Genomic DNA, 20,189 nt, shown 5'->3' on the forward strand with positions numbered 1-20,189 from the left:
CTTACGCCATTTGCCAAATGGCAAAAACGTCTTTTTATAGATGAGAAATATTTTTTTGCGTTTTAACGCTATTTGCCATTTGGCAAATGCTGCCAGGGATTATCTGCGGATGTTTGTATTGTCGTAACGAGACAAGAAAAATTATAAATCACAAAACATAAAATCATGAAAACACAAGCAACAACTCCCGCAAACAGCAAGTATCCTCAAACAACTGTAACCGCTATCGTCGACGCTCCAATTGGTCAGGCCTTTAATTACATTGCCCCAATATATCTTCCGCACATCTTCCCTGGTGCCGGGCTTATTCCTGGCATCACCAACACCAGTATCAAAGAAGGCTGGAACAAGGCGGGTTTAAGCAGGACAGTTTATTTTGCAGACGGCTCTACATCACAAGAGACCATGCTAACCCATAACGGGCCAACCTCATTTTCTTACAAAAACGATAACTTTACTTCTCCCATTTTGGGTGCGCTGATTGCCCGCCTTGAAGGTGAATGGCTATTTACAAAGCTAAGCGATGGAAAGACAAAAATAGAGTGGACATACAGGACGATACCTACGAATTTCTTCGCAAGAATATTCATCCGTGTAGTGCTGATCCGCTTTTTCAAGCAAATGCTTCAGCAAGCGATCGATATTTCAAAAAATGATCTGGAGACCGGTAACCTGATCGGGGCAAATTACCCCTCTGAGCCGGTATTATCAGTTAGTTGAGATTGCCGATTTAAAAAAAGCCACAATAAATGCTTTCAAGACTTTAGTTGTGGATTTTTGCTGGCTTCCCCAATGCAACGAAATTGAGAGGGCGTTGCCAATACAATTAAAATGCGTTAGTAGTGCGTGCAGTATTGCTTTGTAAACAATTAAATTTATCCGTACCTGGATTTTAGTTATGCAAATCCGCAATTCGGTTACTTGTGCCCATATCGCCTACTGCATCTTTGTATGATCAAATACAAAAAACATGAACATCGTCATAACAGGCTCAATAGGCCATATCGGAAGACCGCTGACACAAGAGTTGGTCAGTAAGGGACATACCGTAACAGTTATCAGCAGTAAAGCAGAAAGAAGCGCAGAAATCGAGCAACTTGGAGCAAAGGCCGCCATAGGCACTTTTCAAGATGTTGATTTTTTAATGCAAGCTTTTAAAGGTGCAGATATCGTGTATCTCATGGAAGCATGGGAAGGCATCGGCAGCATCTTCGATAAAGAGTTGGATTTTGTAGGAGCCTTTAATAAGATCGGTAATAATTATAAAATAGCGATAGAACGATCAGGCGTAAAACGCATCGTGCATTTAAGCAGTATAGGTGCGCATACCAACAAAGGAACCGGTAGCCTTTACTTACACAACAGTGTCGAAAACATCTTAAAACAGCTGTCTGACGAAGTAGCTATTAAATTCATCAGGCCACCCAGCTTTTTCACCAATACATTTAGGCTGCTGCCAACCATCAAAGCCAAAGGAGCGATCATCAATACGTACGGTGGTGACAAAGAAGAACCATGGGTATCACCTATAGACATTGCTTTTTTTATTGCTGAAGAAATGGAAAAGCCGTTCTTTGGCAAAACGGCCTATTACGTAGCGAGTGAAGAATTATCGCCCAACGAAGTTGCGCGAATCATTGGTGATGCTATCGGAAAACCGGATCTGGAATGGATCGTGGTTCCGGAGGAACAAATGCTGAAGCAGATGCTTGATGCCGGATTAAATGAATTTATTGCGAATGGATTCATTGCTATGCAGGCCGCTCAGGGAAGCGGAAGTTTATACGAGGACTTTAACCTGCACAGACCGGAATTCGGTAAAACCAGGTTACAGGATCTTACAGACGAAATCGCTAAGATTTATCACAACTTATAATTTAATACATTATGAAAAAAGTATTGATCACGGGTGCCAACAAGAGCATCGGATTTGAAACAGCACGACAGTTGCTGCAAAAAGGCTATTTCGTCTACCTTGGTGCACGTGACCTGGGGAAAGGTATTGCTGCAGCGGAGAAGCTTAAAGCAGATGGTTTGACCAACGTAGAAGCTGTTCAGTTAGACGTCAGCAGTACGGAGTCGGTTTTGGCTGCACGCAAATTGATAGGCGAAAGAACAGAGGTGCTTGATGCGCTGATCAATAATGCAGGGATCAATGGAGGGTTTCCGCAATCAGCGCTTGAAGCAAGCATCGATCAGTTTAAACAGGTATTTGAAACCAACCTATATGGTGTGGTGCGGGTTACCCAAGCATTTATGGACCTGCTGAACAATTCGACGGAACCCCGAATTGTTAACGTATCGTCCAGCGGTGCTTCCCTAACCCTGCATAGCGACCCCACCTGGAAATATTAAAGTCATAAAGCGGCGCTATATCCATCATCAAAAGCGGCCTTAAACATGTATACGATCGACCTGGCTTATGAACTACGGGATACACCCTTTAAGGTGAATGCCGTATGTCCCGGTTTTGTAGCTACCGATTTCAATGGTCACCGGGGTACCGGCACAGTTCAGGAAGCCGGTACAAGGATCTCTAAATATGTTTTTATCAGTAAGGACGGGCCAACTGGTAAATTTATCGCAGAAGAATACAACCCTGCAACAGGCGAAACACCCTGGTAAATTATCTTTTCAAATACATTAAATTTGTTTCTTATGAAAGAAGTTGCTTCGATATACAAATTTGATTCATTAACGGACTTTCACTGGGTGTTCGGGCTGGCTAAGCCCTTACACCCGCTGATCAGCTTTATCGATATTGCTGATATGAAATACATTCCAGGTCAGTTGCCTGCCTCTATAATAATGGATTTCTACAAGATCGCTTATAAACCTGGCCTGTGCGGTAACGCTAAATACGGCCAGAACTATTATGATTTTGGTGAAGGTGGATTGGTATTTACAGCGCCTAATCAGGTCTTTGAATCACCGAACGGAAGCTCCACTTCTGGCTGCCTGCTGCTGGTACATCCTGATTTCTTCTTGTCTTATGCGCTCGCAAAGAATATCAGTAAATATGGCTTTTTCTCCTACGCAGTCAACGAGGCCCTGCATTTGTCGGATTCTGAACGGATTACGATCATGTCGGTCTTCAAGATCTTGAGTGAAGAACTGAACAGCAGAATTGATGATTTCAGCCAGGATGTGATCGTCTCCCAGGTGGAGCTTCTACTCAATTACAGCAACCGTTTTTACAAACGCCAGTTCATTACCCGTAAAGCGGCACACGTCTATGTACTTCAGAAACTGGAAACTATCCTTGATGATTATTTTAAAAACGAAAGATCATTGCAGCAAGGATTACCAACTGTGCAATATCTCTCAGATCAATTAAATATTTCTGCAAGTTATCTGGGCGATATTATGAAATCATTAACAGGGCTGAACGCGCAGCAGCACATCCATCATAAGCTGATCGAAAAGGCTAAGGAGATCCTGTCCACCTCTAATTTATCTGTTGCTGAAGTTGCCTATCAGCTGGGTTTCGAACATCCGCAATCCTTCAGCCGCTTGTTCAAAACGAAAACTAACCTGTCACCATTAGCGTTCCGGCAAACGTTTAATTAACGAATTACAGCCGCCTTCTGATCCAGTTCGTTAATAACGTTCTACCTATCAGGCAGACAAATCTTCATCCACCAGCTTAAGCCTTTTATTTTCAATTTATCTTGCAATTCACTGATCGCTTTTAATGGCGGCTACGCGTGAAAGTTTAATTTATCTACCGCTTTATCTACTTTTTTATTTTCTCCATAAATAACGATACCCACCAGGCCGAGGCCCGCATCAGGATGCTTTGCAATTTCGGCAAGATTCCCTTCTTCGTTCTTTGTCCCAAACAGATCCCGGGTGTAAATACCTAGGTGCAGCCCTCTTTCTACAGCCCTGCTAAAAGCCCGCCTGAGCTGTTCGTCCGAGCCTGCCGCATACACTAATATGGGATGCTTCATAAAGGGCAGATACACTGTTCCGGTCGCACTGACCAGCGCCGCCCCGTGCGTCTCTGGAAAGGCGATCGCTACTGAACTGGCCAGGAAAGCGGTTACGTTTAATTTTTGCCAGTCGTACAGGCTTTTATGGATAACGATGGCTATTTTGTTTTCATACATGATATTCATTCATTTTTGAGCTTACCGATCGTTACCGCCATTTGAATATTGCACCTTTCATAAGGAGTAGCATGTCCGACGATCTTCTGAAAGCCCAGTTTATGATAGAGACTGATGGCGGGTTTTAAGCTGGTGTTACTTTCCAGGTACACTTTTTTACCACCCAGTGCCTTGGCCTGTTCCAGCGCGTGACTACCTAAAAGCCAACCAATACTTTTGCCCTGCGCGGCAGGATCAACCGCCATTTTAGCCAACTCAAAATCGAATTCACGACCCTGCAACCGAATCAGCGCGCAAACGCCGACGGGTTTTCCGCGATAAACGGCGACATAGATCTGCCCGCCTTTACCGATAATGTAACCTTCCGGATCGTCTAATGACTTATAGTCCGCCTCTTCCATTTTGAAATACGTGCTTATCCATTGCTCGTTCAAAGACCGGAACGCCGGGGCGTATTTACTTTCATAATTGACGATCTGCACCGTGCTACTTTCCCGCAACTTTTTTTGCTCGGTTACCCGGCGCAGCAATGACTTTTGTTCCAGCAAGAACTCCCATTCTTGGATGGCCTGCCAAAGGTCATGGTTCGCCTGATCGTTGATCGCTTTGATGGCATATTCTACATCCTGATATTGATCCTGTATTTTTTCCTGATAGGCACGCCCTTTTTCACTCAGGCATACCGTATTTCGCCTGCCGTCCGACTTGTCGTTTCCTTCGCTGATCAATCCATGGCTCGTCATCTCGCTGACGATCTTACTCACCGATGGGTGAGAATGCCTGATTTGCTGCGCAATACGGCTAATGGTCAACTCTTCTGCTTGTGACAAGGCGTAGAACACCGGAAACCATTTAGGCCGCAGCTCGATATCATATAAGTGGTAAACCGCTGCCGCATCCTCTGTTATCTTTTCCGTCAACATCCGCAGCCGGCTCCCGATCGCTTTAATACCTGCGTTATCATAAAAATCCATATTAAATAAATTACGTAACTTGTTACGCAATTATAAGGAGTTATTTAATTAACTCCAAATGAACTTCATGATATTTTGATATTTTTACCTACTATGAATCCTTTCCTTCTTGCCTTTCAAGCCCGCAACCTTACCGTAGAGATCCATCATCATTCGGCCTATCAGATCGTCTTATCGAACGATACGCCCTTTAATTCAACAATAAATGGAATGCTTTATGAACGTATTCACGGGTTTCTCATCAAACCGCAGGTGCCACATTTTTGCGAAGCCGAAAAGGGAACGTTGAATGTTTTGAATATAGAACCTTACTCGAGTGTTGGGTTAGAGCTGGCCGGCAGATTTAAAGAGAACGAGGAATATATTGTCTTTGATTCACCATCCGAAACCAATACTTTCTTTCAGACAGCAAAAGACAGTTTAGCCATTAGCCAAATAGTTGATGCTTTGCTCGCTAAATTGCCGGGTACAGCCTATGATGAAAGAGTTGCCAAAATAGTAGCCTATATCAAATCCAATTATATCGAACAAAACATCACGCCGCAAACATTTGCCGATATCGTTTTTCTTTCGCCATCCCGTTTAGCATCACTTTTCAAGCAACAAACGGGTAGCAGCTTATCCAAGTATTTATTATGGACAAGATTGCGCCAGGCTATCTATCTCACCCTTTCTGAAAAAGACAGAAGCCTCACCGAGATCGCCTACGATACTGGATTTTACGACCTACCGCAATTTAATAAGTATATGTACGAAATGTTCGGTATGCCTCCTAAAGCCTTAAAATTCAATAGTGACCTGATTGAGATCTTATAACTACAGTGATTTGATACAAGTTTACTGATCAGGCTGTTCGCAACTTTGTGATATCATTTCAACAATTAAAAATAATATCATGAAAGCAATAGTATATGAAAAGTTTGGCAAGACAGATGTGTTGCAAACTGCAGAACAACCTAAACCTACTATCAAAGCAGACGAGGTACTGGTCAAAGTAAAAGCCTTTTCCATCAATCCTATGGACTGGAAGATCAGAAACGGTGAAATGACGCTGATGTCCGGTTCAAAATTTCCAAAACGCATCGGTACTGATTTCGCAGGTATTGTTGAGCATATCGGCGCTGCTGTTAACGGCTTCAATAAAGGCGACGAAATTTTCGGCGTGGTTAGAAACATGATGAAAGAAGGCGTTTCTGCCGAATACGTAGCCGTACCTTCTTCACTGGTCTGGAAGAAACCCTTTAACATCAGCTTTGCCCAGGCTGCCTCTATTCCTGTAGTCGGAACTGCTGCCGTTACTGCTTTAGAAAAATTGGGTAATTTTAGTTTGCAAACCAGCATTTTGGTAAACGGTGCCACCGGCGGTTTTGGGATGTTTTTACTGCAAATATTAAAAGAACGGGGCGCTAACGTAACAGCCGTTGCCAGCAGCCAGGGTGCAGCCTTTGCGAAAAAGTGGGGAGCCAGTTCCGTGATAGATTATACCAAAGAAAACGTGCTTTCCCGAAAAGCCACTTATGATATTGTGATCGACTTATCCGGGAAAATAGGTTACAAAGCTGCCAAACAGATCATGAAGCCTAGAGCCATTTTTCTGAATCCTATACCAAAGCCAATTGACATACCGCTTTCGTTATTAGGCAACTTATTCAGGGGCAAAAAGCATGTAGTTATCCTTTCCAGCCCTGCTACAAAATACACTAACGTACTGCTACATGCCGTGAATAATGGGCTGCAGATCGAGATCAACAAAGTATTTCCATTTGCGCAGTACAAAGAAGCTTATGAATATGCTGAGCGTGGCGGTTACATTGGTAAAGTAGTTATAGAGATCAATTAAGATGCTGACCAAGATTGATAACACCATCAAGTATGGTAAACAACATGGCGGCTTTGGCATCCAGATTTTGTATCCGGGGCTCATCCGGCCCGAATTATACGATACCGGCTTGTCAACAATAGGAAGAATAGACCATGCCCGGATAACACCAGGCACACTCATCCCTATGCATCCCCATAGGGATGATGAAATAATTACCTATTTACGAAGTGGCCGGGTAAAACACTTAGACTCTAAATGCCACACAGGTATCATCTCCAATCAAAATTTAATGGTAATGAATGCGGGTGCCAGCTTTTATCACGAAGAAAGGGTGGTGCCGGAAGGCGGTGTTTTAGAAGGCTTGCAAATATTCATCAGGCCGGAGACGGCTGGACTATCACCGCAGGTTCAATTTTACGATTTGCCTGAAATTTACAGTGACACCATTTGGAGAAAAATAGCGGGCAAAGGCGACGATTACCCGTTGCAGATCAGAAGCAATACCTGGCTGATGGACTTGCGACTGGAAAAGGGCGAAGAGATCATCTTGCCCGAAGCACCAGCTGAAAATTGCACCTTCCTGTTTTATGTATTTGACGGAAAAATAAACGTCAATGAAGCCATGGCCCTTACTACAGGGGAAAGTGTCTTGATCGAAAATGAAAGTCCAACGTTTTATGCAGCGGAAACCAGTGACATCATCTTATTTGTAACCCAAACAGATGCGGTTCATTTTGACGGCGGCATGTATAGCGGCAATCTTCACAAATAACAAAACAGTGATTTGATACAAGTTTGCTATGCGCCATCAGCGCACCTTTGTATAGTAATAAACAACAACAATTAAATAATAATACCATGAAAAAGAAAATAGTCGTACTGGGCGCCACCGGAACAGTGGGCAGTAAAGTATCCGAAATGCTTTTAAACGAAGGACAACAGGTAACCCTGATCGCCAGGCACACAGGGAAATTAGAAAAATACCGCAGCCTGGGCGCAGAAATTATTGCAGGTGACATTACCGATGTCGAAACGCTGACCAAGGCTTTCAAAAACGCCGACAGCGCATTCATTCTGCTACCGGACAATATTAAAGCAGAGCATACCAGGGTTTATCAGCGCATGGTTACAAGCACGCTGATCAAAGCCATTGAAGACTCCGGCATCAAATACGTTGTGAACATGAGCAGCCTTGGTTCTCATATGCACGAAGGCAACGGCATAATGGCGGGCACCGGAGAGCAGGAAGTTCGGTTTAATCAGCTAAGCGATGTAAACGTGCTGCATATCCGCTCAGCCTATTTTATGGAAAACTTCCTAAGAACAATAGGCCTGGTGAAGAATAAAGGCATCAATGGTACAGCAGCGGTTGGTGATCATGCTATACCGATGGTAGCCACTCAGGATGTGGCAAAGATAGCAGCTGGACATCTAGCCAGCCTCGATTTCAGCGGCAAAAGCATTCATGCTGTGATGGGTCCAAGAGATTATACCTACAGAGAGTTTACCACCTTGATAGGTAAAGCCATTGGCCAGCCTGGTCTGCCTTATGTACAGGTCCCCGTTGAGCAGATGAAGAAAACCTTTTTAGGCAACGGCTTTGCTGAAGATTTTGTCGATAACCTGCTCGAAATGGCTACCGCTATCAAAACCGGCTTTATGAACTATCAAAAAAGGGAAGATTCAACAACCACCCCAACAACGGCGGAGGATTTTATCAACCAGGTTTATGTACCTGCCTACAATTTATAAAACGATACATTAATCATTATATCAAAATTAAGATCATGAAATTATTAGAGAAAACAACTTTAGGAAAGCTAACCTTAAAGAATAGCATGGTGATGTCGGCCATGACCAGGAGCCGTGCGAACCAAAACGGCGTGGTAGGCGAAATGACCGTTCAATACTATACGCAAAGAGCCGGTGCCGGGCTGATGTTTACTGAGGCCATCCGGATCAGTGAAGAAGCGACAGGCAGCCCATTAACTCCCGGAATTTATACCGCAGAACAGATCGCTGCCTGGAAAAAAGTCACTCAAGCCGTTCATGACAATGGTGGCTTGATCGTTGCCCAACTTTGGCATACCGGCCGTGCAGGACATTCTGTTGACCGGAACGGCAAATTGCCGCTGGCGCCATCTGCACTACCGATCACAGGCGCGCAGCATTTTACCTCACAAGGTCCAAAAGACTATGAAACACCTCAGGAGATCACTATTAACGAGATCCGGCAAACGATCGCTGATTACGGGCAGGCTGCCAAAAATGCGCTTGAGGCCGGATTTGACGGCGTTGAATTGCATGCGGCAAATGGTTATTTACCAAGCCAGTTTCTGGCGGAAAGTGCCAACCAAAGAACAGATGACTATGGTGGCAGTATTCCCAATAAAGCCCGTTTCGTGCTGGAGGTGATGGAGGAACTGATCAGGGTAGTTGGAGGTGATAAAGTCGGTATTAAACTTTCACCTTTTCACCCTTATGGAGATATGATTTTGGATGACCCTGCCGGAACCTACACTTATTTAGTTGAGGAATTAAGCAAACTGAACTTCGCTTATGTAGAACTGATGAAGCGCAGCCCATACTTTCCATCGCCTGCTCACTATCCCGCGGATGATGAAATAGATTTTTTCGGCAGTAGGATAAAGCAAACCGTTATTGCTAATGCAGGTTATGACAAAGTAATAGCCGAGGCAGAGTTGGAAAAAGGCATTGCTAAACTTGTATCTTTTGGGACACTATTTTTAGCCAATCCCGACTTGCCAAAACGTTTTGAGTTAGATACAGAACTCAATCAGTCTGACAGGGCCACTATGTTTGGCGGCGGGGACCAAGGCTATATTGATTATCCATTTTTGGATGTTTAAAGCGTTTGTCAGCTAAAACTATTTTAAGCCTAGTCTTCACGGTAAAGGTCGCCAACCCGATTCTTAACGGTGAAGGCCGTTTTTTTGAGCTTCTTTAATTTCGCAGACTGGGCTCGAATCACTTTAATTCTTAAATATTCATATTTTATAAATAGTTCGATGTTTTTCGCACCGAAGATTCTCAACCCAAAGATTAACTAGCCAAAAGCTTCAAATCACCTACAAAAGAGTTCGAGATCGTTCCCTTACGGGCTAAAACCGAAAAAGAATGAGGTAATTAATATATAGTTTCGTTTTTCTTATATTAAGCGTTGATTAAAAAAAAATCTAAATTCCATGGCAATTAAACCGCTTAATGTTATTATTGTTGGTACCGGAATTTTGGGTTCTAGCATCGCTTATCATTTAGCTCGTTTAAATGTGCGTGTTACAGTGATTGAAAAATCGCGACATCCTGCGACTGAAATAACGGAAAAATCTTTTGCATGGATCGTTGATAATTATGACGAGCATAAAACATCGTTGAATATAAGAAGTAGCGCAATTGCGGATTGGCATAGGATAGAGAAAGAATTTAATGGCCAACTGAAAATTGATTGGCAGGGGTCTTTGATGTGGCTTGGAAATAATTCAAAAACCAAAGAATACGGCCGTGAACTGATTAATATGGATCACAAAATTCGAATCCTTGAACAAAAAGAGATTAGTTTATTGGAGCCAAATCTAAAAATTGTACCAGACAACGCTATATTTGCACCAAATGAAGGTTCAATAAACCCTGTTAGCACTTCCGAGCTATTTCTTGAGGCAGCTCGTGAAGCAGGCGCTAATATTCAAATGAACAACGAATTTATTTCTTTTATTACAACTGATTCAAAAATCACAGGTGTAAATACAAAAAATGGAATTATTCATTCCCAACTTGTTGTATTGGCTGCTGGTGCAGAAACCATTAATCTTTGCAAGCAAATAGGCGTTACTTTGCCGGTTTGCATATCACCTTCGATTTTAATGAAAATATCCACTGACCACCGATTCGTTAAAAGAATTGTATCCAATCCATCCATGGAAGTACGTGCTGCCTCTGAAAACCTTTTATTAGCCGCAGAGGATTATATCGACGAATCGATAGAAAATTGTCCGCAAGCTATTGCTATACGTACAATAAAAAGTATAAAAGAACATTGGTTTGGCGCTCATCAGATTGAGCTTGAGGAAGTTTTAGTAGGAAGACGTCCTTTATCTCAGGATGGTAAACCAATAATCGGCCACATAAATGATGTAAATGGATTATACGTTTCAGTAATACATCCCGGTGTAACCATGGCTCCCATTGCAGGCAGGTTGATTGCAGGCGAAATTGTATGTGGTCAGGATACTATGGCATTAAATGCTTATCGACCAGGAAGGTCGATTAATTATTAGAGTTAATTACTATAATCTTTTATGGTTAACATAATTGTCTAGCCCAAAAGAAAATCGAACCTCATTTAGGCAACCTTAATATCATTCAAAATTTTTCAATTGCTCCACCAATTGGTTCGAATTGTGCCCAGTCTAGAGACAAAGTCCTAAACCTCATCGTTCCCGAGTGATATGATTCTAATAGAATCAGACTTTCCATTTACTGCTTAATAATTTTACAGCATCCCTTATTGCCAATTTCTGTCTGTTTTAAGGACTATCGAAATAACCTTATTCAAATTACGAGGCAATTAGTTAAAACAAACACTTGCTCAATATAAGTGTTGATCTAAAAAAGCTTAATGAACAAAATTTACGCATTTGCAGCAATGTTTACTTTCATAACTTTTGCCTACACGTATAGCTTCGCACAGGACACAGCCCGTAAGCAATATCACCTTTTTAAGCCCTTACCCAAGTCGCTAATGCGAGAGGATATGGAAACCGACCGCCCAAATGTAACGGAGTCACCTTATACTGTTGAAGCTGGCCACTTCCAATATGAAGCAGATTTTTTTAACAAGGAAACGCTGCACACGGAACAAAGCATACAAAATACTTGGCTGATCAACCAGGCCAACCTAAAATTTGGAATTTTAAAAAATACCGCCCTGCAGCTTAAGATACAAAGCTATGGCCACGAATTCAGCCAAGACCTGGTAAGTGGTGACAAACAAAAAGGTTCAGGCTTCGGCGACGTTACCTTGCGTGTTAAACAAAACCTGCTCGGTAATTACGACGGCAACTTTAGCATCGCAGTAATGCCTTATGTAAAGTTTCCGATCAACCGCTATTCAGATAATAAAAATTATGAAGAGGGCCTGATGGTGCCTATGGTAGTCAAATTACCGCACGATTGGAGGGTTGGAATAATGGTGGAAGGTGACCGCTTGAAAGATGATGATACAGAAGCTATGCATAACGAGTTATTACAGTCGCTTACCGTTAGCCATGTGCTGTTTAAAAAACTGGAAGTTTTTGGCGAAAGCTATTACACGTATAATTTTAAAAACCACCAAATCCTTAACTTTTTGGATGCCGCCTTCCAATTCGAAATTGTAAGCGCTTTGAAGGTTGATATCGGCTTAAACTATGGCCTGCAGCATGATGCGCCTACGAATTATTTCGCCGGCATTGCTTTCAGGTATTAGCCGTCACTCATAATATAGAACGATCTAGCCAATAGGAGATACCGAGCAAATTGAATAATCTACAATTGTCAACTTATTCGGTTGAAAAGTTCAGGATTTCGATCAACTTAATAATGGATAAAATTAATTTAAAAATAAATTTGCAATTATTGTAGTCAAATCGTTTTCTACCAGTTTGTAATGATGTTAATTTTCTACCGACGGTATCGATTAATCATTTAAAACTATTTTAATTTGTTAATCAGATGAATCCGCTTACAATGGGAAGTGAATTTGCTTTCTATTAGCCAATGGTACCCGTTATTACTTTGCCCGCCTTGCTGTATTCACCATAATTAACCCGGTTAGTGTAATATGGTGGATAGTCCGGACGCCCTGACCATGTAGTTTTGTCGGATGTAGAGCGCCGATTTGTGTAGTCGGATTTGTAAATTTATTGTTTTTTAGTCAATAAATTAGCATGGTCAAAGTGTTGTGGAATCGATTTATTGTAGTCACGGAATCAGGTGTTCAATGCCCCCGGAATTTCCACATCTGCGAACCCACCATTAGCACACTTAACTGGCCTACAGCATAAAGCTTCGATCGCTAAAAGCAGGTAGTTTGGCAGCTCCTTCATAAAAGTGCCTGACTTCATCCTTTCTGTCCATCAGGCAAGGCTGTAGAACACCGGCACAAAATGATACGGCGTGGGTGCAGCCAGCTTTCCTAAAATATGGCTGGTGCCGTAATTAATGATGCTGTCGAAGTTACGCTGGTCAATTTCCTTTTTTATCCAGTGATTGTAATCGGCCTCCCAGCCGAAAGGGCTCATATCGCCGGTCGCGAACCGTTGCCTGACCAGGCTCAAGTTATGGATCAGCGACCCGCTGCCAATGATCAAAACCCCTTTATCGCGTAGCGACTTAAGCTGCCTGCCCAGTTGAAAGTGATACTCCGGTGCAGCATGATAATCAATGCTCATCTGAAAAACCGGGATATCAGCATTTGGGAACAGGTGCATCAGTATGGGCCAGGCGCCATGATCCAGCCCCCATTCCGGGGTTTCGGTTACCGATGGAACGATCTTTATTATCTCCCGTGCGATATCCGGCGCACCGGCTGACTGGTATTTCACCTGATAATATTCATCCGGAAAGCCGTAGTAGTCGTAGATCTGGGTTTGCTGAGGCGAAATGTTGACAAATGTGCCCTGCGTACACCAATGGGCCGATACGATCAGAGCAGCCTTAATTTCGTACTTGTGCTGCAGATCTTTTCCCAATTCAAACAAACTGTTCCAGAAGGGTTTCTCGTCTTTAGACAAGGGGATATCCATCGGGCTGCCGTGCGATGTGAATAATACCGGCATCCGCACACTTTGCACGGCAAGCATATCCGTGAAATTTTTGAAATTGTTTAACGTTCCCATCAGTCTATCACTATGCTGTTTACAGTTTTCTCCATGGCCTGCTCTTTTACGCCCGGCACTTTTTACCCTTCGGCACGGAAAACCGTTAAGTCGGTCATGCCTAAAAAGCCGAGGAAAGCTTTCAGGTAAGGGGCGACAAAATCATTGGCTTTGCCCGGGCCCTCTGAATACACCCCGCCCGAAGATATAGCAACATACACCTTTTTGCCGGTAACTTTGCCGACAGGGCCTTTTTCACCGTAGCCGAAAGTGATTCCCGCCCGGGTAATATGATCAATCCAGGCTTTGAGCGCACTATGGATGGTAAAGTTGATCAGCGGCGCACCGATCACAATGATATCCGCAGCAAATAATTGTTTAACTAAAGTATCGGAAAGTTGAATAGCTGCCTGGTCCGGGTCAGATGAAAACATGGCATGAAGTACCTCCGGTTTCAGATACCGCGCCAGCGACAGCAGATCCCAATCTTATCGTAAATGATCCTCTTCTCCGAGTTGCCGTCCGAGGAGATCCCCAAAAGAAAAAGTAGCATGCATCTGTAAGATAAAAGGGCTGGGGTTAATGACCGTTGCTATTATCCTGGCAGAAACCAATGGCTTTGCTCTTTTTGAAAACAGCCGTCAACTGGTAAGTTACGCCGGTTATGATGTTCAAGAAAACGAGTCTGGTACACACAAGGGCAGAACGCGAATCACTAAAAAGGGAAATAGCAGGATAAGAAGGTTGCTACATATGCCCGCATTTAACATGATACGTTATGAGCAGACCTCCTTTTTAAACTTGTTTAACAGGACCTTTCAAAAGCATGGTCGGAAAATGAAAAGCTACGTTGCTATTGAAAAGAAATTATTAACAATCATATTCGCACTATGGAAAAACAACAGCGTTTATTAGCCCAATTATGGGGTAGAATTTACTGGAGAAATGGAGCTGGTGCCTTCCTCTCTGCACACGCTAAAAGAAAGTAGCGCATACCAAAAGGCTGCGCTACCACAAGATAGACCTACTGTCGAAAATTCGCAGTTTGCCTTCTCTCTACAAGAATAAAATTAGTTAAAATAATTTGGTTTTAATGATTGTACTTTTGACCACGCTTATTTATTAACTGAAGAAAATGACTTTGAAAATTCGACTTCACATATCGGTGACCTAAAGCCTACGGAATTGCATGGTTGAGCCCTCCGGAATCTCCAGCCACGTAACCAAATCCATCAAACTCCTTTAAAAGCTAAACAGTGATCAGTTCCGGGTCGCGGTCATCAGGTCCGCCCTGCACTAACCAATGGCCGATAGCAAACAGGTTAAAAGATTGGCTTTACAGCCATTGGATCGCGGCCACAACGGCGGTCGGCATATCACGGTAATGGGTTTTATATCCGAGACCTTCTGTGCCTGATCGTTGTGATCTTAAACTGGCTGGAGTTTTCTCCTATACTATTAATATTACCGGACCGGTGCAACTGTTGTTCGGCCGATCCATAAAGGCTGGATTTCAGGCTGGACGATCCGCAATTTATTACCAAAATAGTTTCTTCTGTAAGGACTGTCATCAAAACAAACCTACGCCGGTAAGGCGCTTTTTTAAATGACAGCCAACTTTATAGAAAGTGACTCTCGTCATTAATTGGTTTAGGATGTAACAAAAACACTTTCAATTGCTTAATAGTGATGAGCATCATTAATTTCCATGCGACTCGTCAGCTATTGCCCTTTTGATAAGCTGGTATTCGTGTTGGCGATTATATAGTCAGGTCCTCACCAAATATGGAAAACACCGCGCTATTAATTGCCATTATTCAAAATGCAATAGATGGGATCATTACCATCGATGACAGGGGAAAGATCGAGCTGATCAATCCCGCAGCCTGCGCATTGTTTGATTACGAGCCGGACGAAGTAATTGGCGAAAATATTAAAATATTAATGCCCGACCCCGATAAGAATCAGCATGATAATTTCCTCTATCGCTACCAGGCCACCGGAAAAGTTAATGTAATAGGCGTTGGCCGTGAGGTACTGGGACTTAGAAAAGATGGTACGATCTTTCCCTTTCGTTTAGGGTTGAGCGAAGTGCAGTTTTTCGGTCGCCGGATCTTTACCGGGTTTATACATAATCTTAGTAAAGAAAAAGAAGCGGAGCGCAAGCTAAAAGATTACGCCGCGCACCTGGAAGAATTAGTGGAAGAGCGGACGATGGCCTTAAAGGATACTGTAAAGGCTTTGCAGGTCGCACAAGATGACCTGAAGGTACTGCTCCACAAAGAAAAGGAACTGGGATTATTAAAAAGCCGGTTTGTTTCCATGGCTTCGCATGAATTCCGCACCCCGCTTACCTCGGTCAAGCTATCCGCATCCCTCATCGAAAAATATGCCGAACCACTTAAAAGTGAAAACATCACCAAGCATGTCGGCAAGATTAAAAACGCAGTTGGTAACCTGACCATCATTTTAAACGATTTCCTTTCCCTTGAAAAACTGGAGGCCGGTAAGGAAGAAGTTAATTACCTGAATTTTGACCTCGTCAAATTCTCGGAAGAGCTCACTGAGGAAATGCAGGTTATAGCGAAAAAGAACCAGTATATCATCTACCTGCATTCCGGCATCCACAGTATGGTACGGCTGGATCAGAACCTGCTCAAGAATTGTATCAATAACCTGATCACCAACGCTATTAAATACTCCGGAGAAAATACCTTTATCGATTTCAACACCGAGATCAATGAGACCCATTGCATCATTACGGTAAAAGATAATGGCATCGGCATCCCGGAAGCCGATCAGAAACATTTGTTTGAAGCATTTTTCCGGGCGCATAATACCGGCACAATACCCGGCACCGGCCTGGGCCTAAACATTGTGACCCGGTATGCGGGCCTGATGAACGGCTCGGTAAATTTCAAATCCGAAGTAAACAAGGGAACGTTATTTACCATTTCATTTCCAAATCATGAGTAAGACCATATTAATTATTGAAGACAATGATGACATTCGCGAGAATGTGGTCGAAATATTGGAACTGGCCGGGTTCAACGTTCACGAAGCACCCGACGGAAAAACCGGGGTTGACTTAGCCGTTCAGGACCACCCTGACCTGATTCTTTGTGACATTATGATGCCGGAACTGGACGGTTACGGTGTGTTATATATGCTCAACAAAAATCCGGAAACGAAGCATATTCCTTTTATCTTTCTAACGGCACGGGCGGAAAGGCTTGACCTGCGAAAAGGTATGGAAATGGGTGCAGATGACTACCTGACCAAACCTTTTGATGATCTGGAATTATTGAACGCTATCGATGTTCGTTTGAAAAAGCAGGCGGCACAGGAAAAGTTTTATAGCAAGTCACTTGACCGGCTGCATACCTTGTTCAGTAAAAATGATGGACTTTCTGAGCTCAAAAAGATTATTCAGGAACGCCGGACAAGAGCGTTTAAAAAGAACCAGGTCATCTATTACGAGGGAGATAAAGGAAACGGGCTGTACCTGCTGCTAAGCGGTAAGGTTAAATGCATCAAACTCGCTAAGGACGGTCGCGAACTGATGACCGGGCTTTACGGCCCGGATGAATATTTGGGCATCAATGCCATCTTTTTGAACAAAGAACATTCTGATACAGCTACTGCAATGGCGGATTCCTTGTGTTGTCTGATTCCAAAGGACCTCCTGGAACAGCTGTTAGATCAGTACCCTGATGTGGCCCAAGAATTTATTAAGCTTTTAGCACAGGATATCAAGGAAAAGGAACAACAGCTGTTACAAATGGCTTATCATTCGGTGCGAAAAAAAATGGCCGAAGCGATGGTGCGCCTGCAGGTAAAACACCCTGAATTGGAGCATGGCTTTAAGATTTCCCGGGAAGACCTGGCCGCCCTGACCGGTATGGCAACCGAGTCGGTAAGCCGGACATTGACCGAATTTAAGGCCGAAGGCCTGATCGGTAAAAAAGGAAGTGTGATCACGATTTTAAAATTAGACGCGCTGGCTAAAATGAAAAACTGACCAGTGTCATACTAATATGCAATGCAGCGCATGCTTTATCTGCTTCCCGAAGCCTAATTTTGTATAATAAATACATTATTATGAAAGCAGTAGCTTATGGCGTTCTGGCTTATGAGAAAGAATACATCGCCAAAGCCAATAAAAAGAAGCATGATATCACTCTCATTGCTAACCCGCTGGGTATGGAAACCCTCCATTACGCGGAAGGGAAGGAAGCCATTATCCTGCCGGAAGACTTTAGAGCCTCCAAAGAAGTGACTAACGAATTATTCGGGATGGGAATTAAATATATCATTATCCGGCATGCCTGCGATAATATGGCAGAGTTACAGGAAATCTCCGAACAAACGATCAAAGACCTCGATACGGCCAATGAGGATAACCGGCTTTGCCGGCTTCCTGAAAGATAAAAACATTTAATAACAAAACCGACATGAAAACAATTGCCAATGTACAGCAGGTGAGCGCTGAAAAATTATTTAACCAGTGAAAAAAAAGCATTTCCGGATTACATTAATTCAAAATTAGATTCCAGCCTGGCGATTGAGTTCGCGCACGTCTATAATGTGATCAATCTATTGTTCCCGGAAGTGATCGAAGGCGTGGCTTTAACGGTAACCGTTACAGATGAGGAGATCACCGTTTCAAATAACGCCGTAGACCATTTTTACAATACTGCGCTCCTGGAAGAACAACTGGTTAACTTTATTACCGAAAAGTGCAGCTGAAGCGGAGCGGTCGTTTTAATCAGTAATGCAGCTTTTCCAGGAGTTGTGCCGAAACCGTAGCCGAATTATCTCCATAACCCGTTGCTAAAATTCCTTTTATACCCGCAGACGAAACGATCGCATATACGGTCGCTTCATCCGCCGGGTCTGAATTCCCTTCATAGCGATAAATGTCCCTGATCTCGAAATCTGCCGCGGCTTGGCTGGCAGAGTCAGACCTGATCCCTTTTTTAGCTAAATTAAAGTCCGTGGTATACCCTTGCTGCCGCAATATATCGATCGCTTCAGTTACCCTTGCATAATGAACAGACCTTTTTCGCGGTCCCCTTTTTTGGATGTTTTCCATTTTGTTGTAATCGGGTAGCTGACTATTTCCTGTATTTTGTAGTTGATCTGCGGGCGATCATTTCCGAAACCTGGTAAAACGCATTTGTTAAACGCTGATCGAGCCCGTAAACGTCTTGGTAGCGGACCAATCCCCATTCACCTATCGCGCAGGTCAGATAGGTTACCCGGACAGGAATGGGCTTTTTAAGTGTGTAAACCCTTGTTTGCTTTGCGCTTACTTTCCTGCCAAGCTCACCGGCAGTGAGGTTCACTCTGTTGTTCTTTAAGATCAGCGCTGATAAACGTGGTGCTTCGGGTATTTGCACGGTACCGTTGCTTAGTGGTCTTGAAGGTTGTTTGCTGGTGACTGTTCTTGCGGAAACGCCTGCCATGGCTAATGAATTGTTGGAAAGTTTAAAAGTGATACCAGATTGGTCTTTGATGATAGCCGTGATATTGCTTTGCACCAAAGCAGTAGCTGTTTCGGGTTTACCAACCATTGCCTTGAACTGATAAGTGGTATCCTTTTGATGGAATTTTAAAGTATAGCTGGGTATATCGACACTGATATAGACCGTGTCAGTACGGTTGATCCAGCGCAGGCGTTCCATATTGATCGCCATGATCTGGATTTCTTCAGGTGGCGTTTCATAGCAATCGAGCGCTTGCTGGCCGGTTACCAAGCGCATATGGCGCTGCAAACTCAGGTAGGCTTTAGAGACTGGCTGCGTGTTTTCTATAGCTGTCATAAAATCTTTTTGTTTCAGGCTGGCGGACAGCACGTCGGCAGCCCTGCAGTCACCCGCATTGCCTTTATCCAGAACATCAGCCGTATAAACCGGGTTGAGTTTCCCGAAATGCATATTGTTGATCATCGTGATCATCGCATCGGTCAGTAAGATATCGTAAATAGCTTTTTGCTGTTGACCGACCTTTTCATGTTTGGCCATCATGGCATTTAACCGCTCGTATAAAAGTTCCCGCGGATGATAGTCGGTAGGGCTTAAGCCATAATGCAGGGCGCAATCTAATAGCAGCATCGCATCCCAGGCATGGGTCTTCACGGTATCCGGGGCGATCCAGGCCAACCGGTAACCGGTTTGCTTGTAAAATCGCTTTACCGTTTGCGGGTAGTTCAAAAATGGATAACCGGCCAGTTGCGTTTTCAGGCTTGCTGCAACGAATGTATCCCTTTGGGTAATGGCCGCTTTTGCGTTGACGGTTATGGATAGTATCAGGAAAATAACACTGATGATCACGCTTACCTGCGCAAATATCTTGCAGCAGGGGATCAGTTGAATGGGCTTTTGCATAATTGATTTGTTTGTAT

The 20,189-nt window shown here is 43.4% G+C and carries 19 protein-coding genes and 2 pseudogenes; 15 read left to right on the plus strand and 6 right to left on the minus strand.

The annotated features are described in order from the left end of the window. Positions 1–165 precede the first annotated feature (165 nt). The 4 genes and pseudogenes from A0256_00860 (at position 166) to A0256_00875 (ending at position 3,570) form a co-directional block, all read left to right on the plus strand. Positions 166–720, plus strand: coding sequence for a hypothetical protein (locus tag A0256_00860; protein AMR30065.1), 555 nt, complete (start codon positions 166–168; stop codon positions 718–720). Positions 721–970: 250 nt separating this feature from the next. After that, positions 971–1,876, plus strand: a complete 906-nt coding sequence (locus A0256_00865; GenBank protein AMR30066.1) for an NAD-dependent dehydratase — start codon at positions 971–973, stop codon at positions 1,874–1,876. Between the two features lie 11 nt (positions 1,877–1,887). Then, positions 1,888–2,625 (plus strand): annotated as a pseudogene (locus A0256_00870) (short-chain dehydrogenase). 33 nt (positions 2,626–2,658) lie between these two features. Beyond that, positions 2,659–3,570, plus strand: coding sequence for an AraC family transcriptional regulator (locus A0256_00875; GenBank protein AMR30067.1), 912 nt, complete (start codon positions 2,659–2,661; stop codon positions 3,568–3,570). 131 nt (positions 3,571–3,701) lie between these two features. Here A0256_00875 and A0256_00880 read toward each other — a convergent pair whose 3' ends face one another. Together A0256_00880 and A0256_00885 are read right to left on the minus strand one after the other, a co-directional pair. Next, the gene (locus tag A0256_00880) at positions 3,702–4,121 is read right to left on the minus strand and encodes a hypothetical protein (GenBank protein ID AMR30068.1); all 420 of its coding nucleotides are present in this window, start codon (positions 4,119–4,121) and stop codon (positions 3,702–3,704) included. Continuing rightward, positions 4,118–5,086: a MarR family transcriptional regulator gene (locus A0256_00885; GenBank protein AMR30069.1), complete on the minus strand. Its 969-nt coding sequence runs from the start codon at positions 5,084–5,086 to the stop codon at positions 4,118–4,120. The genes A0256_00880 and A0256_00885 overlap by 4 nt, the downstream gene beginning before the upstream one ends. A gap of 93 nt (positions 5,087–5,179) precedes the next feature. Here A0256_00885 and A0256_00890 point away from each other — a divergent pair, with 93 nt between their 5' ends. The 7 genes from A0256_00890 to A0256_00920 all read left to right on the plus strand — a co-directional run bounded on the left by A0256_00890 (position 5,180) and on the right by A0256_00920 (position 12,393). Next, positions 5,180–5,902 (plus strand): hypothetical protein, encoded by a 723-nt coding sequence (locus A0256_00890; protein AMR30070.1) that lies wholly within the window; start codon positions 5,180–5,182, stop codon positions 5,900–5,902. 79 nt (positions 5,903–5,981) lie between these two features. Continuing rightward, a complete protein-coding gene (locus A0256_00895; GenBank protein AMR30071.1) occupies positions 5,982–6,926 on the plus strand; it encodes a hypothetical protein in 945 nt (314 codons plus the stop codon). 1 nt (position 6,927) lies between these two features. After that, entirely contained in the window at positions 6,928–7,680 is a 753-nt protein-coding gene (locus tag A0256_00900) for a pimeloyl-CoA dehydrogenase (GenBank protein AMR30072.1), read from the plus strand. Positions 7,681–7,766: 86 nt separating this feature from the next. Beyond that, positions 7,767–8,660, plus strand: a complete 894-nt coding sequence (locus tag A0256_00905) for a hypothetical protein (protein AMR30073.1) — start codon at positions 7,767–7,769, stop codon at positions 8,658–8,660. 35 nt (positions 8,661–8,695) lie between these two features. Beyond that, the gene (locus tag A0256_00910; GenBank protein AMR30074.1) at positions 8,696–9,778 is read left to right on the plus strand and encodes an alkene reductase; all 1,083 of its coding nucleotides are present in this window, start codon (positions 8,696–8,698) and stop codon (positions 9,776–9,778) included. 336 nt (positions 9,779–10,114) lie between these two features. Continuing rightward, positions 10,115–11,203 carry a hypothetical protein gene (locus A0256_00915; GenBank protein ID AMR30075.1) on the plus strand — a complete coding sequence of 363 codons (1,089 nt, stop codon included), beginning with the start codon at positions 10,115–10,117 and terminating at the stop codon, positions 11,201–11,203. A gap of 341 nt (positions 11,204–11,544) precedes the next feature. Then, positions 11,545–12,393: a hypothetical protein gene (locus tag A0256_00920; protein ID AMR30076.1), complete on the plus strand. Its 849-nt coding sequence runs from the start codon at positions 11,545–11,547 to the stop codon at positions 12,391–12,393. 566 nt (positions 12,394–12,959) lie between these two features. On the opposite strand, the pseudogene A0256_00925 reads toward A0256_00920, so the two are convergent. Beyond that, positions 12,960–13,804: pseudogene (locus A0256_00925) on the minus strand (dioxygenase). Positions 13,805–13,866: 62 nt separating this feature from the next. After that, the gene (locus tag A0256_00930) at positions 13,867–14,217 is read right to left on the minus strand and encodes an FMN-dependent NADH-azoreductase (protein ID AMR30077.1); all 351 of its coding nucleotides are present in this window, start codon (positions 14,215–14,217) and stop codon (positions 13,867–13,869) included. A gap of 148 nt (positions 14,218–14,365) precedes the next feature. Between A0256_00930 and A0256_00935 the strand changes: the two genes are divergently transcribed. The 4 genes from A0256_00935 (at position 14,366) to A0256_00950 (ending at position 18,214) form a co-directional block, all read left to right on the plus strand. Then, entirely contained in the window at positions 14,366–14,698 is a 333-nt protein-coding gene (locus tag A0256_00935; GenBank protein AMR30078.1) for a hypothetical protein, read from the plus strand. Between the two features lie 870 nt (positions 14,699–15,568). Then, on the plus strand, positions 15,569–16,759 hold the full coding sequence (locus A0256_00940; GenBank protein AMR30079.1) for a PAS domain-containing sensor histidine kinase: 1,191 nt from the start codon (positions 15,569–15,571) through the stop codon (positions 16,757–16,759). After that, positions 16,752–17,804: a transcriptional regulator gene (locus A0256_00945; GenBank protein AMR30080.1), complete on the plus strand. Its 1,053-nt coding sequence runs from the start codon at positions 16,752–16,754 to the stop codon at positions 17,802–17,804. The genes A0256_00940 and A0256_00945 overlap by 8 nt, the downstream gene beginning before the upstream one ends. Before the next feature lie 80 nt (positions 17,805–17,884). Further along, positions 17,885–18,214: a hypothetical protein gene (locus A0256_00950; GenBank protein ID AMR30081.1), complete on the plus strand. Its 330-nt coding sequence runs from the start codon at positions 17,885–17,887 to the stop codon at positions 18,212–18,214. 337 nt (positions 18,215–18,551) lie between these two features. Here the strand turns inward: A0256_00950 and A0256_00955 are convergent, their stop codons facing one another. Both A0256_00955 and A0256_00960 read right to left on the minus strand, forming a co-directional pair. Then, complete coding sequence (locus A0256_00955) at positions 18,552–18,878, minus strand: hypothetical protein (protein AMR30082.1); 327 nt, start codon at positions 18,876–18,878, stop codon at positions 18,552–18,554. Between the two features lie 22 nt (positions 18,879–18,900). Further along, positions 18,901–20,172, minus strand: coding sequence for a hypothetical protein (locus A0256_00960; GenBank protein ID AMR30083.1), 1,272 nt, complete (start codon positions 20,170–20,172; stop codon positions 18,901–18,903). Positions 20,173–20,189 lie beyond the last annotated feature (17 nt).

It is taken from the genome of Mucilaginibacter sp. PAMC 26640, from assembly GCA_001596135.1.
Taxonomy (GTDB): Bacteria; Bacteroidota; Bacteroidia; order Sphingobacteriales; family Sphingobacteriaceae; genus Mucilaginibacter.

Bases quoted from the DNA above. Each gene is read 5' to 3' on its own strand.
- A0256_00900 (AMR30072.1), top strand. From the start codon at position 6,928: ATGCTGACCAAGATTGATAACACCATCAAGTATGGTAAACAACATGGC.
- A0256_00905 (AMR30073.1), top strand. From the start codon at position 7,767: ATGAAAAAGAAAATAGTCGTACTGGGCGCCACCGGAACAGTGGGCAGT.
- A0256_00860 (AMR30065.1), top strand. From the start codon at position 166: ATGAAAACACAAGCAACAACTCCCGCAAACAGCAAGTATCCTCAAACA.
- A0256_00955 (AMR30082.1), bottom strand. From the start codon at position 18,878: ATGGAAAACATCCAAAAAAGGGGACCGCGAAAAAGGTCTGTTCATTAT.
- A0256_00865 (AMR30066.1), top strand. From the start codon at position 971: ATGAACATCGTCATAACAGGCTCAATAGGCCATATCGGAAGACCGCTG.
- A0256_00910 (AMR30074.1), top strand. From the start codon at position 8,696: ATGAAATTATTAGAGAAAACAACTTTAGGAAAGCTAACCTTAAAGAAT.
- A0256_00915 (AMR30075.1), top strand. From the start codon at position 10,115: ATGGCAATTAAACCGCTTAATGTTATTATTGTTGGTACCGGAATTTTG.
- A0256_00940 (AMR30079.1), top strand. From the start codon at position 15,569: ATGGAAAACACCGCGCTATTAATTGCCATTATTCAAAATGCAATAGAT.
- A0256_00930 (AMR30077.1), bottom strand. From the start codon at position 14,217: ATGTTTTCATCTGACCCGGACCAGGCAGCTATTCAACTTTCCGATACT.
- A0256_00895 (AMR30071.1), top strand. From the start codon at position 5,982: ATGAAAGCAATAGTATATGAAAAGTTTGGCAAGACAGATGTGTTGCAA.
- A0256_00880 (AMR30068.1), bottom strand. From the start codon at position 4,121: ATGAATATCATGTATGAAAACAAAATAGCCATCGTTATCCATAAAAGC.
- A0256_00935 (AMR30078.1), top strand. From the start codon at position 14,366: ATGACCGTTGCTATTATCCTGGCAGAAACCAATGGCTTTGCTCTTTTT.
- A0256_00945 (AMR30080.1), top strand. From the start codon at position 16,752: ATGAGTAAGACCATATTAATTATTGAAGACAATGATGACATTCGCGAG.
- A0256_00950 (AMR30081.1), top strand. From the start codon at position 17,885: ATGAAAGCAGTAGCTTATGGCGTTCTGGCTTATGAGAAAGAATACATC.
- A0256_00920 (AMR30076.1), top strand. From the start codon at position 11,545: ATGAACAAAATTTACGCATTTGCAGCAATGTTTACTTTCATAACTTTT.
- A0256_00885 (AMR30069.1), bottom strand. From the start codon at position 5,086: ATGGATTTTTATGATAACGCAGGTATTAAAGCGATCGGGAGCCGGCTG.
- A0256_00890 (AMR30070.1), top strand. From the start codon at position 5,180: ATGAATCCTTTCCTTCTTGCCTTTCAAGCCCGCAACCTTACCGTAGAG.
- A0256_00875 (AMR30067.1), top strand. From the start codon at position 2,659: ATGAAAGAAGTTGCTTCGATATACAAATTTGATTCATTAACGGACTTT.
- A0256_00960 (AMR30083.1), bottom strand. From the start codon at position 20,172: ATGCAAAAGCCCATTCAACTGATCCCCTGCTGCAAGATATTTGCGCAG.